This window comes from Micromonospora sp. NPDC050495 (genome assembly GCF_040655175.1).
In the GTDB taxonomy this organism is placed as follows: domain Bacteria; phylum Actinomycetota; class Actinomycetes; order Mycobacteriales; family Micromonosporaceae; genus Micromonospora.
In genome coordinates this window covers 22,031-43,728 of record NZ_JBFAJK010000041.1, presented here as the reverse complement: position 1 = coordinate 43,728, position 21,698 = coordinate 22,031, and the positions used below count along the sequence as shown (strand labels likewise).

The following is a 21,698-nucleotide window of genomic DNA, read 5'->3' as shown; positions in this document are numbered from 1 at the left end:
GTCGGTCCACCCCAACGGTGCGTCAGCCGGGTGCGCCGCGCGCAGGGCCGGAGGTCCCTGGTCAGCGGGCCGGCGTGCCCGTCGCCGGGCGCGTCGCGATCGGGACCTTCGGCCCGTGCACGACCGCTGACCAGCGGGTAGAAAGGACGGATGATCCGGGTGTTCCTGCTCGACGACCATGAGGTCGTCCGTCGTGGCCTTGCCGACCTGCTCACCAGCAGCGGCGACATCGAGGTGGTCGGCGAGTCCGGCTCCGCCCAGGAGGCGGCCCGCCGGATTCCGGCGCTCCGGCCCGACGTGGCGATCCTGGACGCGCGGCTGCCCGACGGCAACGGCATCGACGTGTGCCGCGACATCCGCGCCGTGGATTCCTCGATCAAGGGTCTGATCCTCACCTCGTACGAGGACGACGAGGCGCTCTTCGCCGCGATCATGGCGGGCGCGGCCGGCTACGTGCTCAAGCAGATCCGCGGCACCGACCTGGTGGACGCGGTCCGCCGGGTGGCGGCCGGCCAGTCGCTGCTCGACCCGGCGATCACCACCCGGGTGCTGGAGCGCATCCGCAGCGGCGTCGAGCAGCCGCGCGAGCTGAAGAGCCTCACCGAGCAGGAGCGGCGGATCCTGGAGTACGTGGCGGAGGGCCTGACCAACCGGGAGATCGCCGGCAAGATGTTCCTGGCCGAGAAGACGGTGAAGAACTACGTCTCCAGCGTGCTGGCGAAGCTGGGCCTGGAGCGGCGGACCCAGGCGGCGGTGCTGGCCACCCGGCTGCTCGGCAAGAGCCACTGAGGCCCCGGCCGGGTCAGTCCCGCAGCGGCACGCTCCAGCGCACCTCGGTGCCGTGCGGTTCGACCCGGCCGAGCCGGAAGTCGCCGCCGAGCCGGTCGGCCCGCTCGCGCAGGTTCACCAGGCCGCTGCGGGCCGCCTCCGGGTCACAACCCACCCCGTCGTCGGTGACGGTCACCGTCACCCAGCCGGCGTCGACCTCCACCCGGACCGCGACCCGGCCGGCCTGGGCGTGGCGTACGGCGTTGGAGAGCGCCTCGCGGAGCACGGCGGTGAGGTCCGGGCGCAGCGCGTCCGGGACGGCGCTGTCGATCGGGCCGACGAGTTCCAGCTGGGGCCGGTAGCCCAGCAGCTCGGCGGCCGCCTCGATCGCCTCCCGGATCTCGGTACGCAGCGCGGCGCTCATCGGCGTGCGCAGCTCGAAGATGGTGCGCCGGATGTCGCGGATGGTGGCGTCCAGGTCGTCGACCGCCTGGTTGATCCGCTTGCTGATCTCCGGGCGCGCGTTCATCGCCCCGCTCTGCAGTTGCAGGCCGGTGGCGAAGAGCCGCTGGATCACCACGTCGTGCAGGTCGCGGGCGATCCGCTCGCGGTCCTCCAGGACCACCAGCAGCTCCCGTTCCTCCTGGCCGCGGGCCCGTTCCATGGCCAGCGCGGCCTGGCCGGCGAAGCTGTTCAGCAGCGCCATGTCGTCCTCGCCGGCCGGGTTCCGGTCGGGCTGGTGGGCGATCACCAGCACGCCGTGCAGGGTGTCCGCCGCGGCGAGCGGGGAGACCACGGCCGGGCCGGCGACCACCGGCGCGGGCCAGGGCGCGGCGGCGGCCAGGTTCTCCAGCAGCTCGAGGCGGCGCTCGGTGACCGAGCCGGCGAAGGTGGTCTCGCTGGCCGGCAGCACCGCCCCCACCAGGTGCCGGCTGGCCTCGTCGGCGCCGTCGACCACCTCGACGGTGAACTGGCCCTCGTCGTCGTCGTAGAGCAGCACCAGGGCGAGCTCGGCCTCGGCCACCTCCCGGGCCCGCCGGGCCACCAGGGTCAGCGCGTCGGTGCGGCGCACCTCGCCGAGCAGCACCGAGGTGATCTCGGCGGTGGCGGCCAGCCAACGCTCCCGCCGGTGCGCGAGGGCGTAGAGGCGGGCGTTCTCGATGGCCACGCCGGCCGCCGCCGCGAGGGCGACCACGATCTCCTCGTCGTCCTCGGTGAACTCGGCCGCGCCCTGCTTCTCGGCCAGGTAGAGGTTGCCGAAGACGTGCTCGCGGATGCGTACCGGCACGCCGAGGAAGCTGTGCATCGGCGGGTGGTTGGGCGGGAACCCGTACGACTTCGGATGCTGCGTGATGTCGGGCATGCGCAGCGGGTGCGGGTCGTCGATGAGCAGGCCGAGCACGCCCCGGCCGTGCGGCAGGTCGCCGATCTTGGCGTGCAACTCGTCGCTGATGCCGTGGATGATGAAGTCGTGCAGCAGCCGGTCGGGGCCGATCACCCCGAGCGCGCCGTACTTCGCGCCGACCAGCTCGCACGCCGACTGCACGATCCGCTGCAGGGTGCTGCGCAGGTCGAGGTCGGAGCCGATGCCCACCACGGCGTCGAGCAGGGCACGCAGCCGCTCACGGCTGGTGACCACCTCGCCCACCCGGTCGAGCATCTCCTGGAGCAACTCGTCGAGGCGTACCCGGGACAGCGGGGTCAGGCCCAGGGACGGGGTCGCGGGCTCGTGGCGGGGATTGGGTGTGGCGGACACCGGGCGATGGTATCGCCCGGTGTCCGCGCGGGACGAGTCCCGCTAGCCGAGCTGGCCGCGCACCGCCGAGGTGTCGACGGTCTGCGCCACGTCCAGCCGCGGGGTGTGCGCGGGGCCCGCGTGCGTCGGGTCGGCGAGGCCGAGCCGCATGGAGATGTACGGGAAGCCCAGCCCGGACAGCATCCGCCGGAGCGTCTGGCGGGTGCCGTCGACCTCCACCACGCCGCTGAGCGGGACCAGCGAGGCGCCGAGCCGGGTGGCGGCGAGCCAGGCCGCGGAGAGCCCTTCGCCGGCGCGCAGCCAGCTGTCCGGTTCGTCCTCGGTGCCCCAGAGGATCCCGTACACGGCGACCCGGTCGTGTCCGGGACCGACCGGCAGGCTGCCGGGGTGGCCGAAGTCGCGTGTCGGAACGGTGGTCTGCGGCGCCTCCGCCGGCAGCACCTCCGGGGGCAGGCCGGTGCCGGCGCCGCCCTGGTTGATCCAGTACGCCAGCTCCTCGCGCAGCTCAGGACTGTCGGCCTCGACCGCGGCCGCCTGCTGCGCGGCGCCGGCGAGCTCGATCTTCTGGCTGTCGTCGAGGATCTGGAGGTTCACTCCCTCCGCGGTGGCCGCCCGGTCGATCTCGTTCAGGGCGGCGTCGGAGATCGGCTCGTCGCTGACCGGCCGCCGGTCGGTGTGCCGCACCCGGATGCACTGCACCAGCCGCATGGCCTCCGGGTCGGCCCCGGTGTGCTTCAGGCCGGTCAGCCGGGCCAGCAGGTCCGGCTGGGCGGGGTCGGGCAGCCGCTCCACCACCGGCGTCCAGCCCTCGGCGGCCAGCGCCACCCGGGCGTGGTGCAGCGCGGCGCCGCAGCTCACGAAGAGCAGCCGACCCTCCGGGTCCAGGACGCTGAGGTGGCGCTCCCGGACCAGCCGCAGCTCCAGCGCGTCGGGCAGCACCGTCCAGTGCCACGGCTGGGTGTTGTGCACCGAGGGGGCGTGGCCGGCCATCCCGGCGGCTTCCGCGAGCGCGGTGGTCAGCGGGCGGTCCCCGGCCGGCTTCTCGTGGCTCATCGTCACGACCTTTCCTGTTTTCCCCATCGTGCCCCACGCCGGGGCCGACCGGGCGGCTTGCCGCTCCATCCTCGGGTATCGCCGGGCGGCTCGCACGCTCCGCCGCCCGTGCGTCCGGGCCCCTCGGTTCCCGGAATTACCCGGGTTCGACCTACCCGCCGCACGCCGCCGCTGAGACGATTCCCACGTGGGAGCGGAACCGCGGGAGTGCGTGCCCGAACACCCGGTGCGGCAGCGCCGGGTGCGGCGGCTGTTTCGGCGCGGCGGGTCCGACGGCCGGCCGGGTGCGCTCGAATGGCTGCCGCTGGTCCTGCTGACCCTCGCCGTGCTGGCGGGCGCCGCGCTCTGGTTCGCCGGGGCGCGCGGGGCGGCCCAGCTGGTCTGGGCGGCGGTGACCCTGGTCGCCCTGGTGCCGGCGGTCTGGACCACGCTGCGCCAGCTCTGGCGGCGCCAGTTCGGGGTGGACGTGATCGCCGTGCTGGCGCTGGTCGGCGCGCTCCTGGTCCGGGAGTACCTCGCCGGCGCGGTGATCGCGGTGATGGTGGCGACCGGGCAGGGGCTGGAGGGCTACGCGCAACGGCGGGCCACCCGGGACCTGCGGGCACTGCTGGAACGCGCCCCCAGGCAGGCCCGCCGGCGGACCCCCGACGGCCGGATCGAGGTGGTGCCGCTGGACCGGGTCGCGGTGGGCGACCGGCTGGTGGTCGGCCCGGGCGACGTGGTGCCGGTGGACGGGACCGTCGAGGCCGCCGCCACGCTGGACGAGTCCGTGGTGACCGGCGAGTCGCAGCTGGTCAGCCGGGCCGCCGGCGAGCAGGTGGCCAGCGGGGTGGTCAACGCGGGCGCCGGCTTCGGGCTGCGCGCCGGGAGGAGCGCCGCGGAGAGCACGTACGCCGGGATCGTCCGGCTGGCCGAGGAGGCCACCGCCCGCAAGGCCCCGATGGTCCGCCTCGCCGACCGGTACGCCGCCGCGTTCGTGCCGTTCACCCTGCTGCTGGCCGGGCTGGCCTGGCTGCTCTCCGGCGAGTTCGCCCGGGCGGTGGCGGTGCTCGTGGTGGCCACCCCGTGCCCGCTGCTGCTGGCCACCCCGATCGCCATCGTGTCCGGGCTGTCCCGGGTGGCCCGCCGGGGCGTGCTGGTCCGCGACGGCGGCTCGCTGGAGCTGCTCGGCCGCGCCCGGACCCTGCTGCTGGACAAGACCGGCACGCTCACCGCGGGCCGCCCGCGGGCCGCGGAGACGGTGGTCGCCCCGGGTGGCGACCGGGACGAGCTGCTGCGGCTGGCCGCCTCCGTCGAGCAGCTCTCCCCGCACGTGCTGGCCGCCGCGCTGGTCCGGCAGGCCCGCGAGCAGGGGCTGGCGCTGACCGAGCCGACCGAGGTGACCGAGGAACCGGGGCGCGGGGTCACCGGCCGGGTCGACGGGCGGCTGGTCCGGGTCGGCCAGCTGGCCGGCGAGCCGCCGGACTGGGCGCACCGGATTCGCGAGCGGGCCGAGCTGGCCGGCCGGTCCACGGTCTGGGTCAGCGACGGGCAGGGGCCGCTCGGCGCGATCCTGCTGGAGGACCCGGTCCGGCCGGACGCCCGGCGCACCGTGCGGCGGCTGCGCGAGGCCGGGCTCGACCGGCTGATCATGGTGACCGGTGACCGGCGGCGCACCGCCGAGCAGGTGGCCGGGATCGTCGGGGTGGACGACGTGATCGCCCAGTGCTCGCCAGAGGAGAAGGTCGCCCGGGTGCGGGCGGAGTCCGGCCGGGCGGTGACCGTGATGGTCGGTGACGGGGTCAACGACGCCCCGGCGCTGGCCGCCGCGCACGTCGGGGTGGCCATGGGCGCCACCGGCGCGACCGCCTCCGCTGACGTGGCCGACGCGGTGCTCACCGTGGACCGGCTGGACCGGCTCGCCGACGCCGTGGAGATCGCCCGGTACGCCCGCCGGATCGCCGTGCAGAGCGCCGCCGTCGGGATGGGGCTGGCCGTGGTGGCCATGCTGGTGGCCGCCGCCGGGAAGCTGCCCCCGGTCGCCGGCGCGTTCCTCCAGGAGGGCATCGACGTGCTGGTGATCCTCAACGCGCTGCGCGCCCTCGGCGGGGGCCTGCGCCGCCGGGACGTCCCGCCGCAGACCCGCGCTCTCCTCGACCGGTACGCGGGCGAGCACGGCGGGGTGCGGGACGTGCTGGACCGGTTGCGCGACACCGCCGACCTGGTGGCGACGAATCCGGAGGCGGCGGAGTGCGTGCCGGCGCTGCGGGACGTGCACCGTCGGCTGGTCGAGCAGGTGCTGCCGCACGAGGCGGCCGAGGACCGGCAGCTCTACCCGGCCCTGGCCGGCCCGCTGGGCAGCGCGGAGGCCACCTCGACGATGAGCCGGGCGCACGTGGAGATCAGCCGGCTGGTGGACCGGATCGGCGGCCACCTGGCCCAGCACCCGGACGACCGGCTGCGCCGCGACGAGGTCCCCGACCTGCTCGCCGCCCTGTACGGGCTGGACGCCGTGCTGCGCCTGCACCTGGCGCAGGAGGAGGAGGACTTCTTCTCGCTCAGCCCTGGGGACGGCCAGCCGGACACCCGCTGACCGCCCCCGCCGACCGGGCCGGCGGCTCAGCGTTCGCGGACGACCGCGACCGGGCACCGGGCGTGGTGGATGAGCTGCTGGCTGACCGAGCCGAGCAGCATGCCGCGCAGGCCGCCCCGGCCCCGGGTGCCGACCACCGCGAGTTGCGCCTCCCGGCTCGCCTCGACCAGCAGCGCGGCCGGGTTTCCCGGGGTCACCTGGATCTCCACCGCGAGGCCGGGGAAGGTCTCCCGCCACTGGGTCAGCTCCGTCTCCACGGCGGCCCGTTCGGTGGCGGTGACCTCCGCCGGGTCGAAGTCCGGCGGCACCCAGCGCTCGCCGGGCGGCTCCCAGACCCGCAGCACCCGCAGCGGCGCCTCCCGCTGCGCGGCCCGCTCGACGGCGAAGCCGAGCGCCTGCGTCGACGACGGGGAGCCGTCCACGCCCACCAGCACCGGCCCGGCGGCGGCCGGCGTGCCCTCCCGGACCACGATCACCGGGCAGTGCGCGTGGGCCGAGACGGCGACCGCGGTGGAGCCGACGACGAGACCGCCGAAGCCGCCGTGGCCGCGGCTGCCGAGGACCAGCATCCCGGCCTCGGCGGACCGCTCCTGCAACACCAGGGCGGGCGGGCCGTCGAACACCTCGCCGTGCACGGTGAGGCCGGGCCGCTTGGCGGCGGCGTCCGCCGCCGCCGTGCGGACCAGTTCCTCGACCGCGTGCCGCGCGTTCTCGTCCGGCCAGATCCCGGGTGCCACCCCGGGGCCGATCCACCCGGCCACGGTCAGCCACTCGAAGACGTACGCCAGGCGCACCGGCCGGCCCGACCGGCCCGCCTCGTCCAGCGCCCAGGTGAGGGCGACCGCGGCGTCGGCGGAGCCGTCGTAGCCGACCAGGATCTCGTCGCTGCTCACTGCCCGCTCCGCAGCGCGGGGTCGTTCTCGCGGATCCAGCGCCACTCGGCGACCTGCGGGTCGTCCTCGCCGTACCGGCGGGTGTAGTCGCGGGCGGACTGCCGGGCGTCGACCATCTCCTGGCGGAGGTGGGCGGCGCGGGAACGCAGCCCGGGCACCCGGTCGATGACGTCGATGACCAGGTGGAAGCGGTCCAGGTCGTTGAGCATCACCATGTCGAACGGGGTGGTGGTGGTGCCCTCCTCCTTGTAGCCGCGCACGTGCAGGTTGTCGTGGTTGGCGCGGCGGTAGGTGAGCCGGTGGATCAGCCACGGGTAGCCGTGGTAGGCGAAGATGACCGGCCGGTCGCGGGTGAAGATGGTGTCGAACTCGCTGTCCGGCAGCCCGTGCGGGTGCTCCGACGGCGGCTGCAGGCGCATCAGGTCGACCACGTTGACCAGCCGGACCTTCAGGTCGGGCAGGTGCTGGCGCAGCAGGTCGGCCGCGGCGAGGGTCTCCAGGGTCGGCACGTCCCCGGCGCAGGCGAGCACCACGTCCGGCTCGTCGCCGTCGTCGCTGCTGGCCCAGTCCCAGATGCCGAGGCCCCGGCGGGTGTGCTGGATGGCCTCCTCCATGGTGAGCCAGTTCGGCGCGGGCTGCTTACCGGCCACCACCACGTTGATGTAGTGCCGGCTGCGCAGGCAGTGATCCATGGTGGAGAGCAGCGTGTTGGCGTCCGGCGGCAGGTAGACCCGGACCACCTCGGCCTTCTTGTTCACCACGTGGTCGATGAAGCCGGGATCCTGGTGCGAGAAGCCGTTGTGGTCCTGCCGCCAGACGTGGCTGGAGAGCAGGTAGTTCAGCGAGGCCACCGGCTCCCGCCAGGGGATGTGCCGGGTGACCTTGAGCCACTTGGCGTGCTGGTTGACCATCGAGTCGACGATGTGGATGAACGCCTCGTAGCTGGTGAAGACGCCGTGCCGGCCGGTCAGCAGGTAGCCCTCCAGCCAGCCCTGGCACAGGTGCTCGGAGAGCACCTCCATCACCCGGCCGTCGGGGGAGAGGTGGTCGTCGCCCGGGACCTCGCTGCCGACGAACGCCCGGTCGGTCACCTCGAAGGCGGCGCCGAGCCGGTTCGAGGCGACCTCGTCCGGGCCGAAGAGGCGGAAGGTCTGCGGGTTGCGGACGATCACGTCGCGGATCCAGGGGCCGAGGGCACCGGTGGCGCCGGCCATCGGCTGGCCCGGCTCCTTCACGTCGACCGCGTAGTCGCGGAAGTCCGGCAGTTCCAGGTCGCGCAGCAGCCGCCCGCCGTTGGCCACCGGGTTGGCGCTCATCCGCCGGTCACCCCGCGGCGGCAGGGCGGTCAGCTCGGCGACCGGCGCGCCGGTGGCGTCGAACAGCTCCTCCGGCCGGTAGCTGCGCAACCAGCGCTCCAGCTCGGCCAGGTGCGCCGGGTTGTCGCGTACCGCGGCGATCGGCACCTGGTGGGCGCGGAAGGTCCCCTCGACCTGCGTGCCGTCGACCTCCTTCGGGCCGGTCCAGCCCTTCGGCGTCCGCAGGATGATCATCGGCCAGCGGGGACGGGTCACCTCGCCGCCGGAGCGGGCCCGGCGCTGGATCTCGGCGATCTCCTCGACCGCCCGGTCCAGGGTCGCGGCGAGCGTCTGGTGCACGGTGGCCGGGTCGTCGCCGGCCACCACGTACGGCTGGTAGCCGTAGCCGCGCATCAGCTCCAGCAGGTCGTCGGCGGGGATGCGGTCGAGCACCGTCGGGTTGGCGATCTTGTAGCCGTTGAGGTGCAGGATGGGCAGCACCGCACCGTCGCGGGCCGGGTTGAGGAAGACATTGGACAGCCAACTGCCCGCCAGCGGTCCGGTCTCCGCCTCGCCGTCGCCGATCACGCAGGCCACCAGGAGGTCCGGGTTGTCGAACGCGGCCCCGTACGCGTGGCTCAGCGCGTACCCCAGCTCGCCGCCCTCGTGGATCGAACCCGGCACCTCCGGGGCCACGTGGCTGGGGATGCCGCCGGGGAAGGAGAACTGGCGGAACAGCCGCTGCATGCCGGTCTCGTCCCGGGCGATGTGGTGGTACAGCTCGCTGTACGTGCCCTCCAGCCAGGTGTTGGCGACCAGGGCGGGGCCGCCGTGGCCCGGCCCGGTGACGAAGATGGCGGAGAGGTCCCGGTCGACGATGACCCGGTTGAGGTGCGCGTAGATCAGGTTGAGCCCGGGGCTGGTGCCCCAGTGCCCGAGCAGGCGGGGCTTGATGTGCTCGGGCTTGAGCGGCTCGCGGAGCAGCGGGTTGTCGAGCAGGTAGATCTGCCCGACGGTCAGGTAGTTCGCCGCCCGCCAGTAGGCGTCAAGCCGCCGCAGCTGCTCTTCGGTCAGGGGGCCGTGCAGGTCGAGAGCGGTGTCCATGCTGCATTAGCCTCTCGCGACTCGGGGTCATCTGCCACCCGGACGGTCGATTTTCACCCGGGCACCCTCAGCCTGGTCCCCGGGCGGTGGGTGGATCAGGGCCATTGGTCCCGGGACCGGCGGCTGTCATGCCCCCTCCGCGGGGGCCACGTCGAGTCCACGGACGACGATCAGCGGGGCCGGCGAGTGGTAGAGCAGGGACTGGCTCACCGCGCCCAGCATGCCGCGCAGCGGCTCGTCGCCCCGGGCGGCGACCACGACGACCTGGGCGGAGCGGGAGTGTTCGATCAGGACCGCGTCGGGATCGCCGCGGATGGTGTGGCACTCGACCGCCACGGTGGGGTACCGGGCGGTGTACCGGGCCACCGCCGCCTCGAGCAGTTCGTCGCCGCCGTCGTGCTGGCCCGGCTCGACGACCCGGATGGCGAGCAGCCGGGCGCCGCGGCTCCGCGCGCAGTCGAAGGCGTAGCCGAGGGTGGCCGGGGAGCTGTCCGAGCCGTCGAAGCCGACCAGCACCGGCCCCTGCGGTGGCGGTTCGGCCCGGGCGACCAGCACCGGGCAACCGGCCCGGGCGGCGACCTGCACGGCCAGCACGTCGCTGGGTACGCACCCCACGCAGTCGGCGATCCCGCCGTCGCCCAGGGCGACCAGTGACGCGGAGTCGGAGGCCCGGACCAGCGCCTCGAGCGGGGAGCCCTCGACGATCTCGCCGCTGACCGGCACCGCCGGCGCGACCTCGGCGACCACGTGCTCGGCCCGCTCCAGCAGCTCCTCCGCCGCGTCCCGGGGGCCGCTGACGGAGAACGTGTCCAGGGCCGCCGCCCAGTTGAAGGCGTGCAGCAGGTGCACGGCCCGGTCGTGCGCGGCCGCCTCCGTGGCGGCGGTCCGGACCACCTGGAGATCCTGGTCCGACCGGCCGACGCCGACCACCACCGCGCCGTGGGTGGGTGTGGCCATCCCGCCTCACCTCCCGACGGTGCCCCTCCTCACCCACGGTAATCGGACGGGTGGCCCGGCCGGAGCGGGTCAGCGGAACTGGGCCGGGCCTCGGGGCGGGCCGCCGCGCCGGCTGCGGTCTCCCGCCGGGCGGGCCGTACCGGCGGACGGCGGTCAGCGGGGGCCGGGCACGGCGGGGTGGACGCGCACCACCACGGCGGTGGCGTTGTCGTCGCCGCCCTCGTCGAGGGTGGCGCTGAGCAGGGCGGTGGTGGTGCGCGCCGGGTCGCGCCGGGCGGCCAGCAGGTCGCGCAGCCGGTGGTAGCCGAGCTGGTCGCTGACCCCGTCGGTGCAGAGCAGCCAGGTGTCGCCGGTACGCAGCGGCACGGCGAGCACGTCCGGTTCCGGCTTGTCGGGGTGGCCGACGTAGCGCAGCAGCTGGTAGCGGGCCCGGGCGGCCTCCGGGGAGGTGGCCGGCCACCAGCCGTGCACCACCCCCAGCCAGGCCATGGTGTGGTCCACCGTGATCAGCTCGAGCAGCCCGTCACGCAGCCGGTACGCCCGCGAGTCGCCGAGCTGGACGAGCCAGCCCTGACCGCCGTCGGGTTCGACGACCAGGGCGGTGAGCGTGCAGCCGGTCAGTCCGCTCAGGGCGGCGCCGGCCTGGCGTACCCGGAGCTGGGTCTGTGCCGTCGCGGCGTGCAGCTGCGCCGCCCCGACGTCCGGCCAGTCGGCGTGGATGCGCTCGACCAGGGTGGTGATCGCGGTCCGGCCGGCGACCCGGCTGCCCTCGCCGTCGCCCATCCCGTCGGCGACCGCGACCAGCGGCAGCTCGGGGTCGAGGTGCAGCACGTCGAAGTTCTCCGGGTAGCGGTTGCCGATGACGCTGCCGCCGGCGACTTCCAGGGTGAGCCGCCCGGCGCTCAGCCGATGCGCGGCTTCGACGGGTCGGTCCAGGTCACGGCGGCGGAACACCAGCGGACGGTAACACCGGTCAGCGGCCGGGTCGGCGCGTCGGCCCGCGTGTCGTGTCAACTGAGGTTGACGAAACGCGCTCGTCAACTTATATTGACAGTATGAGTGAGACGACGATCGCGGCCGCCGGCGGCACCGATCCCCGCGACGGCCTGCGCGCGGTGCGCGCCCTGCGCCAGCTGCTCGACCGGCTCGAGATGGTCCAGGTCGACAACGCCCGCTGCCAGGGCTGGTCGTGGCAGCAGATCGCCGAGGCCCTGGAGGTCAGCCGGCACTCCGTCCGCGGCCGGCACGCCGGTCGACCCGCGGTCCCCGGCACCTGGGAGGAACGATGATCGAACGATTCACCGACCGCGCCCGCGCGGCGGTCCGGCGGGCGGGGCAGGACGCCCGCGCCGCCAGCCGGGAACCCGCCGGCACCGCACACCTGCTGCTCGCGCTCCTCGCCGACCAGGACCCCGTCCTGGAGCTGCTGGAGGCGGCCGGCATCCGGCCCGACGAGCTGCGGGCCGCCGCGGCCCGGCACACCGCCCGCGGCGCCGCCGGCCTCACCGAGGCGGACGCGGCGGCGCTGCGCACCATCGGCATCGACCTCGCCGCCGTGCTCGCCCGGGTGGAGGAGTCCTTCGGTTCCGGCGCGCTGGGTGCGGCCCCACCCGCCCGGCGCGGCGGACCGGAGTTCTCACCCGCCGCGAAGCGGGCGCTCACCCTCGCCCGGCGCGAGGCCGCCCGGCTCGGTCACCGGCGGATCGACACCGGGCATCTCCTGCTCGGCCTGCTCCGCGAGGGCACCGGCCCGGCCGCGCTGGCCCTCACCGAGGCCGGCGCGGACCTCGCCGGGCTGCGCGGGCAGGTGGCGGCGACCCACCGGCCGGCGGCCTGAGCCCCTGCCCGGTCGCCGCGGTCGACAAACCTGTTTGCAATCCATGCGACGTCGGGGCCCGTCGGGTCGCCCCGGCACCGCGGTTGCTGCACACTTGCGCCGTGAACGGTGAGGAGAAACGCCCGGTGACCGCCGACAACCCCGCGCCGCGCTCGGCCGTGGTCGTCAACCCCACCAAGGTGACCGATCTGGACGAGTTCCGCCGGATCGTGGACGGCGCCCTCGACGCCGCCGGCTGGCCCGCCCCGACCTGGTACGAGACCACCGCCGAGGACCCCGGCCGGGGCCAGACCGAGGAGGCGGTCCGGGCCGGCGCCGAGGTGGTCTTCGCCTGCGGCGGGGACGGCACCGTGATGGCCTGCGTGACCGCGCTGGCCGGCACCGAGGTGGCGCTCGCCGTACTGCCCCAGGGCACCGGCAACCTGCTCGCCGCCAACCTCGGCCTCTCCAACGAGCTGGCCGCCGGGCTCGAGATCGCCGTCGAGCGCGGGATGCGGCGGCTGGACGTGGGCGCGGTCGACGACCGGTGCTTCGCCGTCATGGCCGGCATGGGCTTCGACGCCCAGATGCTCGACTCCACCTCCGAGACCACGAAACGGCGGTTCGGCTGGCCGGCGTACCTGGTGGGGGCGGCCAAACACCTGCGGGACCGGCCGATGCGGGTCTCCATCCGGATCGACGACGGGCCACCGCTGCGCCGCCGGGCCCGCTCGGTCCTGATCGCCAACGTCGGCCGCCTCCAGGGCGGCGTACGCCTGCTCACCGACGCCGAGCCCGACGACGGCTGGCTCGACGTGGCGGTGCTGACCCCCCGGCGGCTGCGGCACTGGGCGGCGATGGGCTGGGCGGTGCTGCGGCGGCGCGGCAGCGTGCCCCGGATGGAGGTGTTCCGGGGCCGGCGGGTGGCGATCACCAGCAACCGGGCCCAGCCCCGCCAGCTCGACGGCGACCTGATCGAGCCGGGCCGGTCGCTGACCGCCGAGATCCGGCCGGAGTCGCTCTGGCTCTGCGTACCGCGGCCCGAGCAGCATCCCGACCTGTCCGTGGACGCCGACGCCGCGGCCGAGCGGGGCGAGCGGCTGGTCGAGGAGGCCCGCCGTGAGTAGCACCAAGCTGGTCCCCGAGACCCGGCTGATGGCCCGGGAGGAGCTCTCCGCCGACGACGCCTGGCACACCCTGCGCCGCCACGGCGGCTGGTGCCTGCTCCGGGACGCCTTCATCCGGTTCCGCTACGGCGACGGGTTCAGCCACGCCCGCGCGTTCGCGCTCCAGCTCTGCCTGGCCGTGGTGCCCTTCCTCATCGCGCTCACCGGCCTGATCAGCGACCTCGGCGCGGACGAGGGCGGCAAGGTGGTCGCCGACACCGTGCTGGCGATCACCCCCGGCCAGAGCGAATCGGTGGTCCAGGAGCTGCTGGCCGACGGCGACCGCACCGAGCGGGCCGGCGAGCTGGCGCTGACCCTCGGCCTGCTCACCGGCCTGGTCGCGCTGACCACCACCATGGCCCAGATCGAGCGGGGCGCGAACCGGATCTACGGCGTCGAGCGGGACCGGCCGGCCCTGGCCAAGTACGTTCGCGCCGCCGCGCTCGCGCTGCTCGCCGGCGTGCCCGCGCTGACCGGCTTCCTGATCCTGGTCGGTGGCGGGGCGGTGGGGGATTCGGTGCAGCGGCACTACGAGTGGGGCCAGTTCGCCAACGCCGCCTGGGACGTGATCCGCTGGCCGCTCAGCCTCGGCCTGACCGTGCTGGCCGTGGCCCTGCTGTTCCGGCACGCGCCCCGGCGGCGGCAGCCCGGCCTGTCCTGGCTCTTCTTCGGCGCCGGGATCGCCACCGCGCTCTGGTGGCTGGCCAGCCTGCTGCTCGCCGCGTACGTGAAGACCAGCGGGGGCTTCGGGCAGACGTACGGCGCGCTGACCGGCATGATGGCGCTGCTGCTCTGGGCCAACCTGACCGGTATGGCGCTCTTCGGCGGGCTGGCCTTCGCCGCCCAGCTGGAGGCCATGCGTATCGGTGTGCAGGAGCCCGCCCAGCCCGACCTGTGGGAGCCGGAGGCCGAGCGGGCGGAGGCCCTCGACACGGGCGGCATGTCCGCACTCTGACGACCCGCCCCGCGGCGGCGTGTACGGGGCAGCCGGATCGGGTACTGCGCGCCTCGCAGGACCATGAGGGAGGTGCGGTGTGACCGCGGTCAAGGAGGCCATGCGCCGGCCGCTCGGCCATTTCGCCGAGCGCAGCGTCGCGGGGCTGGTCGCCGTCGCCGGCGCGGGGGTCGGGTTCGGCGTGCTGCTCATGCTGGTCCGGTTCCACTGGCAGCCGCTCTACCACGCCGATCACGAGGCGGCCGAGTGGTTCAACAACCTGGTGGCGCCACACCATCCCCTGGTCACCGTCCTGCAGGCGGTGACCGACCTGGGCGGGCGGCCGGTGCTGATCTGGCTGGTCACCATCGCCGTGGTCAGCCTGCTCATCCGCCGGCAGTCCCGGCTGGCGGTCTATCTGATCATCACCGGGGTCGGCGGGCTCATCCTCGACCCGTCGCTCAAGGCGCTGGTGGGGCGGTTGCGTCCGGTGGTCGACGTGCCGATCACCCACGCCCCCGGCAACAGCTTCCCGAGCGGGCACGCGCTCGGCTCGTTCGTCGCGTACGGGGCGCTGCTGCTGGTCTTCCTGCCGGCCATGGCGCCCCGCTGGCGCAAGCCGGCCATCGCGGGCGTCGGCGTGCTGGTGCTGCTGATCGGGCTGACCCGGATCGCGCTGGGCGTGCACTTCGTCTCCGACGTGCTCGCCGGCTGGCTGCTCGGCGCCCTGTGGCTCGGCATGACCGCGTACGCCTTCCGGCTCTGGCGGCGGGAACGCGGCCGGCCGGTGCCGCCGGTCACCGAGGGGCTGGAGCCCGAGGCGGGGCGGGAGATCGCGCCCGCGCCGGCCGAGGAGCACGTGCTGGAGCACCCCCGCTCGGCCGTCGCCGAGCTGGTGGTCGGCTGGGTGCTCGTCTTCGGTGCCCTCTACGCCTTCGGCATGTACGTCAGCTACCACGCCAAGGGCACCGTCTTCGACACCCTCGACACCGAGGTCTCGCAGTGGTTCGCCGCCCGGCGCAGCCCCGGCCTCGACGACCTGAGCTGGTGGTGGAGCAAGTTCGGCGACACCCACGCGATCCTGCTGGTGTCGCTGGTGTTCTGCCCCCTGGTGCTGGCGGTCTGGCGGCGCTGGCGGCCGGTGCTCTTCGTGGTGCTGGCCATGTTCGGCGAGCTGAGCCTCTTCCTCGCCGCGGCCCGGGTGGTCGAGCGGCCCCGCCCGCCGGTGGAGAACCTGGACGGGCAGATGCCGACCTCGTCGTTCCCCTCGGGGCACATCGCGGCCAGCATCTGCCTGTGGAGCGCGATCGCGATCATCGTGTTCGTGCGTACCGACCGGTGGTGGCGGTGGCTCTTCGTGGCGCTGGCGGTGCTCATGCCGGTCGGTGTGGCCACCTCCCGGATGTACCGGGGCATGCACCACCCGACCGACTTCATGGGCGCGATCGTGCTCGCCGCCCTCTGGCTCTCGCTGCTCTACTGGGTGGTCCGGCCCAACGCCGACGTCGAGGCGGGCAACCAGCCGGCGATCGAGTCCGAGCAGGTGCACGAGCTGGACGACGAGCTGGCCAAAGCCGGCCGCGAGGACTGACCGGGCGCCGATGCTGCGGGTGATGACCTGGAACGTCCGCACCGGCGGGCGGGACCCGGACGGGACCGACCGGTGGGACCGGATCCTGGCGGTGGTCACCGCGCAGCGCCCCGACGTGCTGGCCCTGCAGGAGTTGCGCGGTCTCGACCGCGGTGGCCGGTTGACCGAGCTGGCCGGCCGGGTGGGGATGGTGCCGCACCTGGCCCGGTCCTGTTTCGGCCAGCCCGTCGCGGTGCTGGTCCGCGCGCCGCTGCCGGTGCTCCGCTCGGGCCGGGTCCGCCGCCCGTTCCACCACGCCACCGCCCGGGTCGAGCTGGCCACCGGGGAGGGCCCGCTGACCGTGCTCAGCACCCACCTGAACCCCTTCTCCCCGGGCCGGCGCCGGCTGGAGGCGGACTGGCTGGCGGCCGCCGTCAGATCCAGCGGCGGGCGGCTGGCGCTGCTCGTCGGCGACCTGAACACCCTGGAGCCGGGCGTCGACCACACCGCCCGCCTGGCCGGGCTGTCGACCCTCTACCGGCGGCGTCACCTGCGCCGTGACGGCCGTACCGTGGACACCCGGGCGGTGGCCCGGTTGCGCGACGCCGGCCTGGTCGACCTCTGGCCCCACCTGGGTGGCGGCGAGCCCGCGGGGCTGACCGTGCCGACCCGCCACGGCGGCGCGGAGTTCGCCGGCATGCGCCTGGACTACCTGCTGGCCAGCCCGGCGCTGGCCGCCCTGGCCCGGGCGGTCCGGGTGGTGCGGGGCGGCGCCGCCGACACCGCCTCCGACCACTACCCGGTCGTCGCCGACCTGGCGCTGACGCCCGGCTGACCGGTCCGGCTAGGCCAGGTCCGCGACGACGATGACTACGAAGATCAGGATGACGAACTCGCTGACCACCCAGGAGTGCGCGTTGGCCCGGTCCCGCAGCTTCGGCAGCGCGGCCGCGCCCCGGTCGCCGAGCAGCACCAGCGTCAGCAGGGGCAGGGCCAGCAGCAGCCCCAGCACCAGCCAGTCGATCACGTGCCGGCTGCCGCGGCCGCCGGTCCCGCCGATGCCGTGCCGGAGCGCGCGGAACACGACGTACCAGACGGTCAGCGGGACCAGGATGCCCAGCGCCGTGCCGGCCAGGTAGGCCAGCGAGCTGCGCCGCGGCTGCCGGCTCGCGGCCAGGAAGAGCGCGCTGATCAGCTGGGGCCCGGCGACCATCACGACCGCCAACGGCAGGACGGTCAGCAGGTTCACGCCCTCATTCTGTTGCCGGGGGGTGGGCCGCGAGCCTGGTTCAGAGCAGCAGATTCAGCAGCACGGTGAGCACCACCGAGGCGACGATCGAGAAGAGGATCATCAGCAGGCAGCCGAGCCCGCCGCCGGCGGGCCGGATCTCGGTGTTACCGATACGCATGGACTCACCTTTCCAGGGCGGGTGCCAGCAGGTGCCGGATCGCGTCGGCGACCGGTCCCGGCGCGGTGGTGGCGACGTTGTGCGCGGCACCGGGCACGGCTACCGCCCGGGCGTTCGGGACCAGCCGGGCCGCCTGCTCCCGCCAGCCCGGCGGGACGACCGGGTCCCGCGCCCCGGTGATGACCAGGGTGGGCGCGGTGACCCGGGCCAGGTCGGTCTCGACCCGGTTGCGCACCGAGTGGGACAGGGTGGCGAACACCCGCCAGGGCCGGGCGTCCCAGACGTCCCGGGCCAGGAGCGGCGCCTGGAGCCCGGCCTCGCGCGCGGTGTCCACCAGCCACCGGCCGATCTGCGCCCGCCGGCTGCGGGCCGCCGGGTCGCTGGTCGGCGCGGCCAGCACCAGCGCGCCGACCAGGTCGGGCCGGCGCGCGGCGAGCGCGGCGACCACCTCCGCGCCGAACGAGTGCCCGAGCAGACAGACCGGCCCGAGCCGGTACGCGGCCAGCCAGGCGGCCAGGAAGGCGGCGTGCCGGGGCACGTCGTACGCCCCGGCGGGGCGCTCGGTCAGCCCGAAGCCGGGCAGGTCCGGCAGGTACACCGGGCCGGTGCCGGCCAGCTCGCGGGCGAGCGGGGTGAGGTAGCGGTGCGACACGGCGAGCCCGTGCACCAGCACCACGGCCGGACCGCCGCCCGGGTCGCCGCCGCGGCGGGTGTGCGTACGCAGCCCGTCGATGAGCCGGAACTCGCTGGTCAGGCCGGCGGCCGGCCGGGGCGCCGCGAGGGCGAGGCGCAGCTCGGCGGCGCCGAAGCGGGCCGGTGACGTCGGCCGGGGGACGCGGCCGGGCGCCGCCCCGCGCGTCGGTCGCAGCGTCACAGCTCGCGCAGCCCGGGCAGCAGCTGCTCCTGGGCCCAGTCCAGGAACATCGGCTGGCTGTCCCCGCCCACCTGCAGGAGCGCCACGTGGGTGAAGCCGGCGTCGACGAACTTCTTGACCGCCTCGACGTGCCGGTCCACGTCCGGCCCGCAGGGGATGCCCTCCGCCACGTCGTCCTCCCGGACGAACTGGGTGGCCGCGGCGAACGCCTCCGGGTCCGGCAGGTCGGTGTTGACCTTCCAGCCCAGGCCGAACCAGCGGAACTGCTCGTGCGCGATCTTGCGGCACTCGGCCTCGTCGGGGCCGTAGCAGATGGCCACCTGGCCGTACCGGGGCCGCCCGGCGCCGCCGGCCTCCTCGTACATCTCCACCAGGTGGGGCAGCGGGTCGGTGGCGATCAGCGCGTCGGCGTACTCGGCGGCCAGGGTGGCCGACTGCCGGCCCGAGGCGGCCACGGCCATCGGCACCGGCCGCTCCGGCCGGTCCCAGACATACGCGTCGGGCACCTCGTAGTGGTTGCCGGAGAAGGTCAGCGTCTCCCCGTTGAGCAGCGGCCGGATGATCTGGAGCGCCTCCTCGAACATCTCGTGCCGCTGCTGCACGTGCGGCCAGCCGCCGACCACGTGCTCGTTGAGGTTCTCCCCGGCGCCGAGGCCGAGGGTGAACCGCCCGTCGGAGAGCACCCCGATCGTGCTGGCCTTCTGCGCCACCACCGCCGGGTGGTAGCGGCGCAGCGGGCAGGTCACGAAGGACAGCAGCTCGGCCCGGCTGGTGGCGTGGGCGACCGCGCCGAGCACCGACCAGGCGTACGGGGAGTGGCCCTGGCTGTCCAGCCAGGGGCTGTAGTGGTCGGACGTGACGAGGTGGTCGAAGCCGGCTGCCTCGGCGCGGACGGCGTAGTCGACCAGCTGCTTCGGGCCGGACTGTTCGCACATGAGCGTGTAGCCGACGTGGACCATGGCTCGACTCCTTCCGGGCGGATCGTCACCGGATACCCCGCCGCGCGGCGGTCAACCCTGGTGTCCGCTTCGGCCACGTCGATCGGGCCGGCGGCGGGCCGCAACCCCCGGGCGGGCCGTCCGGGGCCACCGACCCGGACGGCCGGTGCCGGCGAACGGCGGTCGATGGTGGCCCGAGATCGGAGCGGGAGCGCGTTGTGTGCCCCTGGGGCAGTGGCGATGATGATTGCATGCGGAGATGGTGGCGGCGGCCACGCGTGTGGTTCGTCGTTGTCGTCGTGGCCGCGCTCACCGGCTATTCCGGGTGGACCAGGTTCCTGCGTGGCGAGGGCCGGGCGAAGGCCGACCAGTGGTCCAGCACGATCGGCTTCTACCTGGCCTCCCTGCTCGCGCTCGTGTCGTTGCTGGTGTGGCTCTGGCGTAAGGAGTCCACGGCGGCCGGCAGCGGGGTGACCGGCGCGGTCGACGCGGCCGTCGCGGCGCTGGCCCGGGCGCAGCAGGAGCAGTGGAGCGCGGAGGAGGCGGCCCGCAAGGTGAGCGATCCGTGGCCGCTGCCGGTGCGCTGGGCGGTGACCGCCCGGAGCCGGGCCGTCATGGTGAGCTGGCCGTCCATCCACGGCGCGCCCGGCACGGGGGCGGTGCCGCTGGACGGCACCTTTCCGGACGTCGCCGAGGTGTTCCTGCGCGACGGCTCGCCCCGCCGGCTCGCGGTGATCGGCGAACCGGGCACCGGCAAGAGCACCCTCGTGCTGCGGCTCACCCTCGACCTGCTGGCCCGGCGGGCGCCGGCCGACCCGGTGCCGGTGCTCCTGTCGATCTCCGGCTGGCATCCGGCGGCGGACGGGCTCGACGAGTGGATCGCCGATCGGTTGGCCACCGACAACCGCACCCTGGCCCGGCTGGTGCCCGGACCGGACGGCACGCACCGCACCCTCGCCGAGGAGCTGGTGGCGACCGGCCGGGTCCTGCCCATCCTGGACGGCTTCGACGAGATGGCCAGCGAGCACCGGTCGTCGGCGATCGCGGCGATCAACGACGTGCTGGGGCCCCGCCGGCAGCTGGTGCTGACCAGCCGCAGCACCGAGTACGAGGAGGCGGCCGGCTTCGGGCTGCTGGCCAAGACGCCCGTGGTGGAGATCCTGCCGCTGCCGGTCGGCGACGTGATCGCCTACCTGGTGGATGGCACCGAGCGGCCGGAGCGGTGGCGCGAGGTGACCGGCGCGCTGGAGCGCGGCGAGGGGGTGCTCGCCGAGACGCTCGCCACCCCGCTGATGGCCCAGCTGGCCCGGGTCGCGTACCAGCAGGCCGGCACCGACCCGAACGAGCTGCTGGCGGCCGACCGGTCGGCCGACCGGACCGCGCTCGAGCAGCACCTGTTCGCCCGGTTCGTGCCGGTGGTCTACGGCACCTCGGTCGGCGACCGGCCCCGGCGCGGCCCTGCCGAGGCGCAGGCGGCGCTCGCCTGGCTGGGCAGGCTGGCGCGCCGGATGGAGGCTCGCAAGACGCTGGACCTGGCCTGGTGGGAGCTGGGGCCGTGGCCGGTGCGCCCGTTCGTCGGCCTGCTCTGCGGTGCGGCGTTCGGGCTGGTCGCCCTGGCCGCCCTCGGGGCGGTCGGTGGCGCGGTCGGGGGCGGGGTGGCGGCGGCCTTCCTCGGCTTCCTGACCTCGCTGCCGACCCGGCCGCAGCGGCTCGACCTGGCCCAGGTCCGGGCCCGTACGCTGCTGATTCCCGGCAGTGCCGCACTGCTCGTCGGTGCCACCCTGGGCGCGAGCGTCACCATCCGTTCCGGCGCCGGCTACGGCGTGGTGGCCGGGCTGGTCGGCGCGGTCGCCGGCTTCGCGTTCTTCCTCACCGGGCGGCTGGAGGTCTACGTCGACGTGGGCCGCAGCGTCAGTCCCCGCCGGCTGCTGCGGGAGGACCGCGCGCTGGCGGTGGCCACCGGGGTGGGCTGGGGGGTCTTCTGGGGGGTGGCCCTCATCCTCTGGGGCATCACCGCACCGGCGGCGCTGATCGCGCTGGTGGTGGCGGTGGCGGTCGCGGTCGCGTTCTCCTGGTCGGAGTGGGGTCCGTTCTGTTTCGTCCGGCTCTACCTGGCCTGCACCGGGCAGACGCCGCTGCGGATCCTCGCCTTCCTCGACGAGGCGCATGACCGGGGGGTGCTGCGCCAGGCGGGCGGCGTGTACCAGTTCCGTCACTCCACGTTGCAGAGCCACCTGGCCGCGGCGGCGGGCGTTCCCACCGCCGCGGTCCGGGACGGGGTGACCGGCGGCGACCCGGTGACCGACCCGGTCGGCGGCTGAGACCGGACGCCCGGCTCCCTTGACGCCCGCGACGGCGCTGCCTACAGTCCGGCTTAACCGGTTCAGACCGGAGTGGCGCGACATCCTGTGGTGGGGATGACCGCACCGGTGGCGGTCCGTGGCGACATGGGCCGCCACCGGCAACCACCCCGTACCGTCGGTCAACTTAACCGGTTGCCTTCCGCGTTCCATCGCCCTACGCTGATGCCTGCGTCCGCCGGGAGCCGGCGGCGGCTGTCGGGCTCAGCCGTCGCGTCCAGTCAGCACATCGC

The 21,698-nt window shown here is 74.9% G+C and carries 18 protein-coding genes; 9 read left to right on the top strand and 9 right to left on the bottom strand.

The window, feature by feature from the left end; translation table 11 throughout:
• The first annotated feature begins 150 nt into the window (after nt 1-150).
• Nucleotides 151-789 carry a response regulator transcription factor gene (locus AB0I11_RS27805; protein WP_046565573.1) on the top strand — a complete coding sequence of 213 codons (639 nt, stop codon included), beginning with the start codon at nt 151-153 and terminating at the stop codon, nt 787-789.
• Nucleotides 790-802: 13 nt separating this feature from the next.
• On the opposite strand, the gene AB0I11_RS27800 is transcribed toward AB0I11_RS27805, so the two are convergent.
• Together AB0I11_RS27800 and AB0I11_RS27795 are read right to left on the bottom strand one after the other, a co-directional pair.
• Nucleotides 803-2,473, bottom strand: coding sequence for a GAF domain-containing sensor histidine kinase (locus AB0I11_RS27800; protein WP_357326842.1), 1,671 nt, complete (start codon nt 2,471-2,473; stop codon nt 803-805).
• A 93-nt stretch (nt 2,474-2,566) separates the two neighbouring features.
• Complete coding sequence (locus AB0I11_RS27795) at nt 2,567-3,577, bottom strand: nitroreductase (protein WP_357326781.1); 1,011 nt, start codon at nt 3,575-3,577, stop codon at nt 2,567-2,569.
• Nucleotides 3,578-3,764: 187 nt separating this feature from the next.
• Here AB0I11_RS27795 and AB0I11_RS27790 point away from each other — a divergent pair, with 187 nt between their 5' ends.
• On the top strand, nt 3,765-6,149 hold the full coding sequence (locus tag AB0I11_RS27790; protein ID WP_357326778.1) for a heavy metal translocating P-type ATPase: 2,385 nt from the start codon (nt 3,765-3,767) through the stop codon (nt 6,147-6,149).
• Nucleotides 6,150-6,175: 26 nt separating this feature from the next.
• On the opposite strand, the gene AB0I11_RS27785 is transcribed toward AB0I11_RS27790, so the two are convergent.
• From AB0I11_RS27785 to AB0I11_RS27770, 4 genes are all read right to left on the bottom strand, one after another.
• On the bottom strand, nt 6,176-7,042 hold the full coding sequence (locus tag AB0I11_RS27785; RefSeq protein WP_357326776.1) for a universal stress protein: 867 nt from the start codon (nt 7,040-7,042) through the stop codon (nt 6,176-6,178).
• Nucleotides 7,039-9,441, bottom strand: coding sequence for a phosphoketolase family protein (locus tag AB0I11_RS27780; RefSeq protein ID WP_357326773.1), 2,403 nt, complete (start codon nt 9,439-9,441; stop codon nt 7,039-7,041). The genes AB0I11_RS27785 and AB0I11_RS27780 overlap by 4 nt, the downstream gene beginning before the upstream one ends.
• 126 nt (nt 9,442-9,567) lie before the next feature.
• Nucleotides 9,568-10,398 carry a universal stress protein gene (locus AB0I11_RS27775; protein WP_357326770.1) on the bottom strand — a complete coding sequence of 277 codons (831 nt, stop codon included), beginning with the start codon at nt 10,396-10,398 and terminating at the stop codon, nt 9,568-9,570.
• A gap of 153 nt (nt 10,399-10,551) precedes the next feature.
• The gene (locus AB0I11_RS27770) at nt 10,552-11,352 is read right to left on the bottom strand and encodes a PP2C family serine/threonine-protein phosphatase (RefSeq protein ID WP_357326767.1); all 801 of its coding nucleotides are present in this window, start codon (nt 11,350-11,352) and stop codon (nt 10,552-10,554) included.
• Between the two features lie 101 nt (nt 11,353-11,453).
• Between AB0I11_RS27770 and AB0I11_RS27765 the strand changes: the two genes are divergently transcribed.
• The 6 genes from AB0I11_RS27765 to AB0I11_RS27740 all read left to right on the top strand — a co-directional run bounded on the left by AB0I11_RS27765 (nt 11,454) and on the right by AB0I11_RS27740 (nt 16,719).
• A complete protein-coding gene (locus AB0I11_RS27765; RefSeq protein WP_357326764.1) occupies nt 11,454-11,687 on the top strand; it encodes a helix-turn-helix domain-containing protein in 234 nt (77 codons plus the stop codon).
• Complete coding sequence (locus tag AB0I11_RS27760) at nt 11,684-12,235, top strand: Clp protease N-terminal domain-containing protein (RefSeq protein WP_357326761.1); 552 nt, start codon at nt 11,684-11,686, stop codon at nt 12,233-12,235. Before AB0I11_RS27765 ends, AB0I11_RS27760 begins: the two co-directional genes overlap by 4 nt.
• Nucleotides 12,236-12,336: 101 nt before the next feature.
• A complete protein-coding gene (locus AB0I11_RS27755) occupies nt 12,337-13,341 on the top strand; it encodes a diacylglycerol kinase family protein (protein ID WP_357326758.1) in 1,005 nt (334 codons plus the stop codon).
• The gene (locus tag AB0I11_RS27750; RefSeq protein ID WP_357326755.1) at nt 13,334-14,335 is read left to right on the top strand and encodes a YihY/virulence factor BrkB family protein; all 1,002 of its coding nucleotides are present in this window, start codon (nt 13,334-13,336) and stop codon (nt 14,333-14,335) included. Before AB0I11_RS27755 ends, AB0I11_RS27750 begins: the two co-directional genes overlap by 8 nt.
• A gap of 79 nt (nt 14,336-14,414) precedes the next feature.
• On the top strand, nt 14,415-15,905 hold the full coding sequence (locus AB0I11_RS27745; protein ID WP_357326752.1) for a phosphatase PAP2 family protein: 1,491 nt from the start codon (nt 14,415-14,417) through the stop codon (nt 15,903-15,905).
• A gap of 10 nt (nt 15,906-15,915) precedes the next feature.
• Nucleotides 15,916-16,719 carry an endonuclease/exonuclease/phosphatase family protein gene (locus AB0I11_RS27740; RefSeq protein WP_357326749.1) on the top strand — a complete coding sequence of 268 codons (804 nt, stop codon included), beginning with the start codon at nt 15,916-15,918 and terminating at the stop codon, nt 16,717-16,719.
• 9 nt (nt 16,720-16,728) lie between these two features.
• Here AB0I11_RS27740 and AB0I11_RS27735 read toward each other — a convergent pair whose 3' ends face one another.
• The 3 genes from AB0I11_RS27735 to AB0I11_RS27725 all read right to left on the bottom strand — a co-directional run bounded on the left by AB0I11_RS27735 (nt 16,729) and on the right by AB0I11_RS27725 (nt 19,126).
• Nucleotides 16,729-17,133: a hypothetical protein gene (locus tag AB0I11_RS27735; RefSeq protein WP_357326746.1), complete on the bottom strand. Its 405-nt coding sequence runs from the start codon at nt 17,131-17,133 to the stop codon at nt 16,729-16,731.
• A gap of 164 nt (nt 17,134-17,297) precedes the next feature.
• Nucleotides 17,298-18,167, bottom strand: coding sequence for an alpha/beta fold hydrolase (locus AB0I11_RS27730; RefSeq protein ID WP_357326743.1), 870 nt, complete (start codon nt 18,165-18,167; stop codon nt 17,298-17,300).
• Nucleotides 18,164-19,126 (bottom strand): TIGR03557 family F420-dependent LLM class oxidoreductase, encoded by a 963-nt coding sequence (locus AB0I11_RS27725; RefSeq protein WP_357326739.1) that lies wholly within the window; start codon nt 19,124-19,126, stop codon nt 18,164-18,166. Before AB0I11_RS27725 ends, AB0I11_RS27730 begins: the two co-directional genes overlap by 4 nt.
• 230 nt (nt 19,127-19,356) lie before the next feature.
• Between AB0I11_RS27725 and AB0I11_RS27720 the strand changes: the two genes are divergently transcribed.
• On the top strand, nt 19,357-21,426 hold the full coding sequence (locus AB0I11_RS27720) for an NACHT domain-containing protein (RefSeq protein WP_357326736.1): 2,070 nt from the start codon (nt 19,357-19,359) through the stop codon (nt 21,424-21,426).
• Nucleotides 21,427-21,698 lie beyond the last annotated feature (272 nt).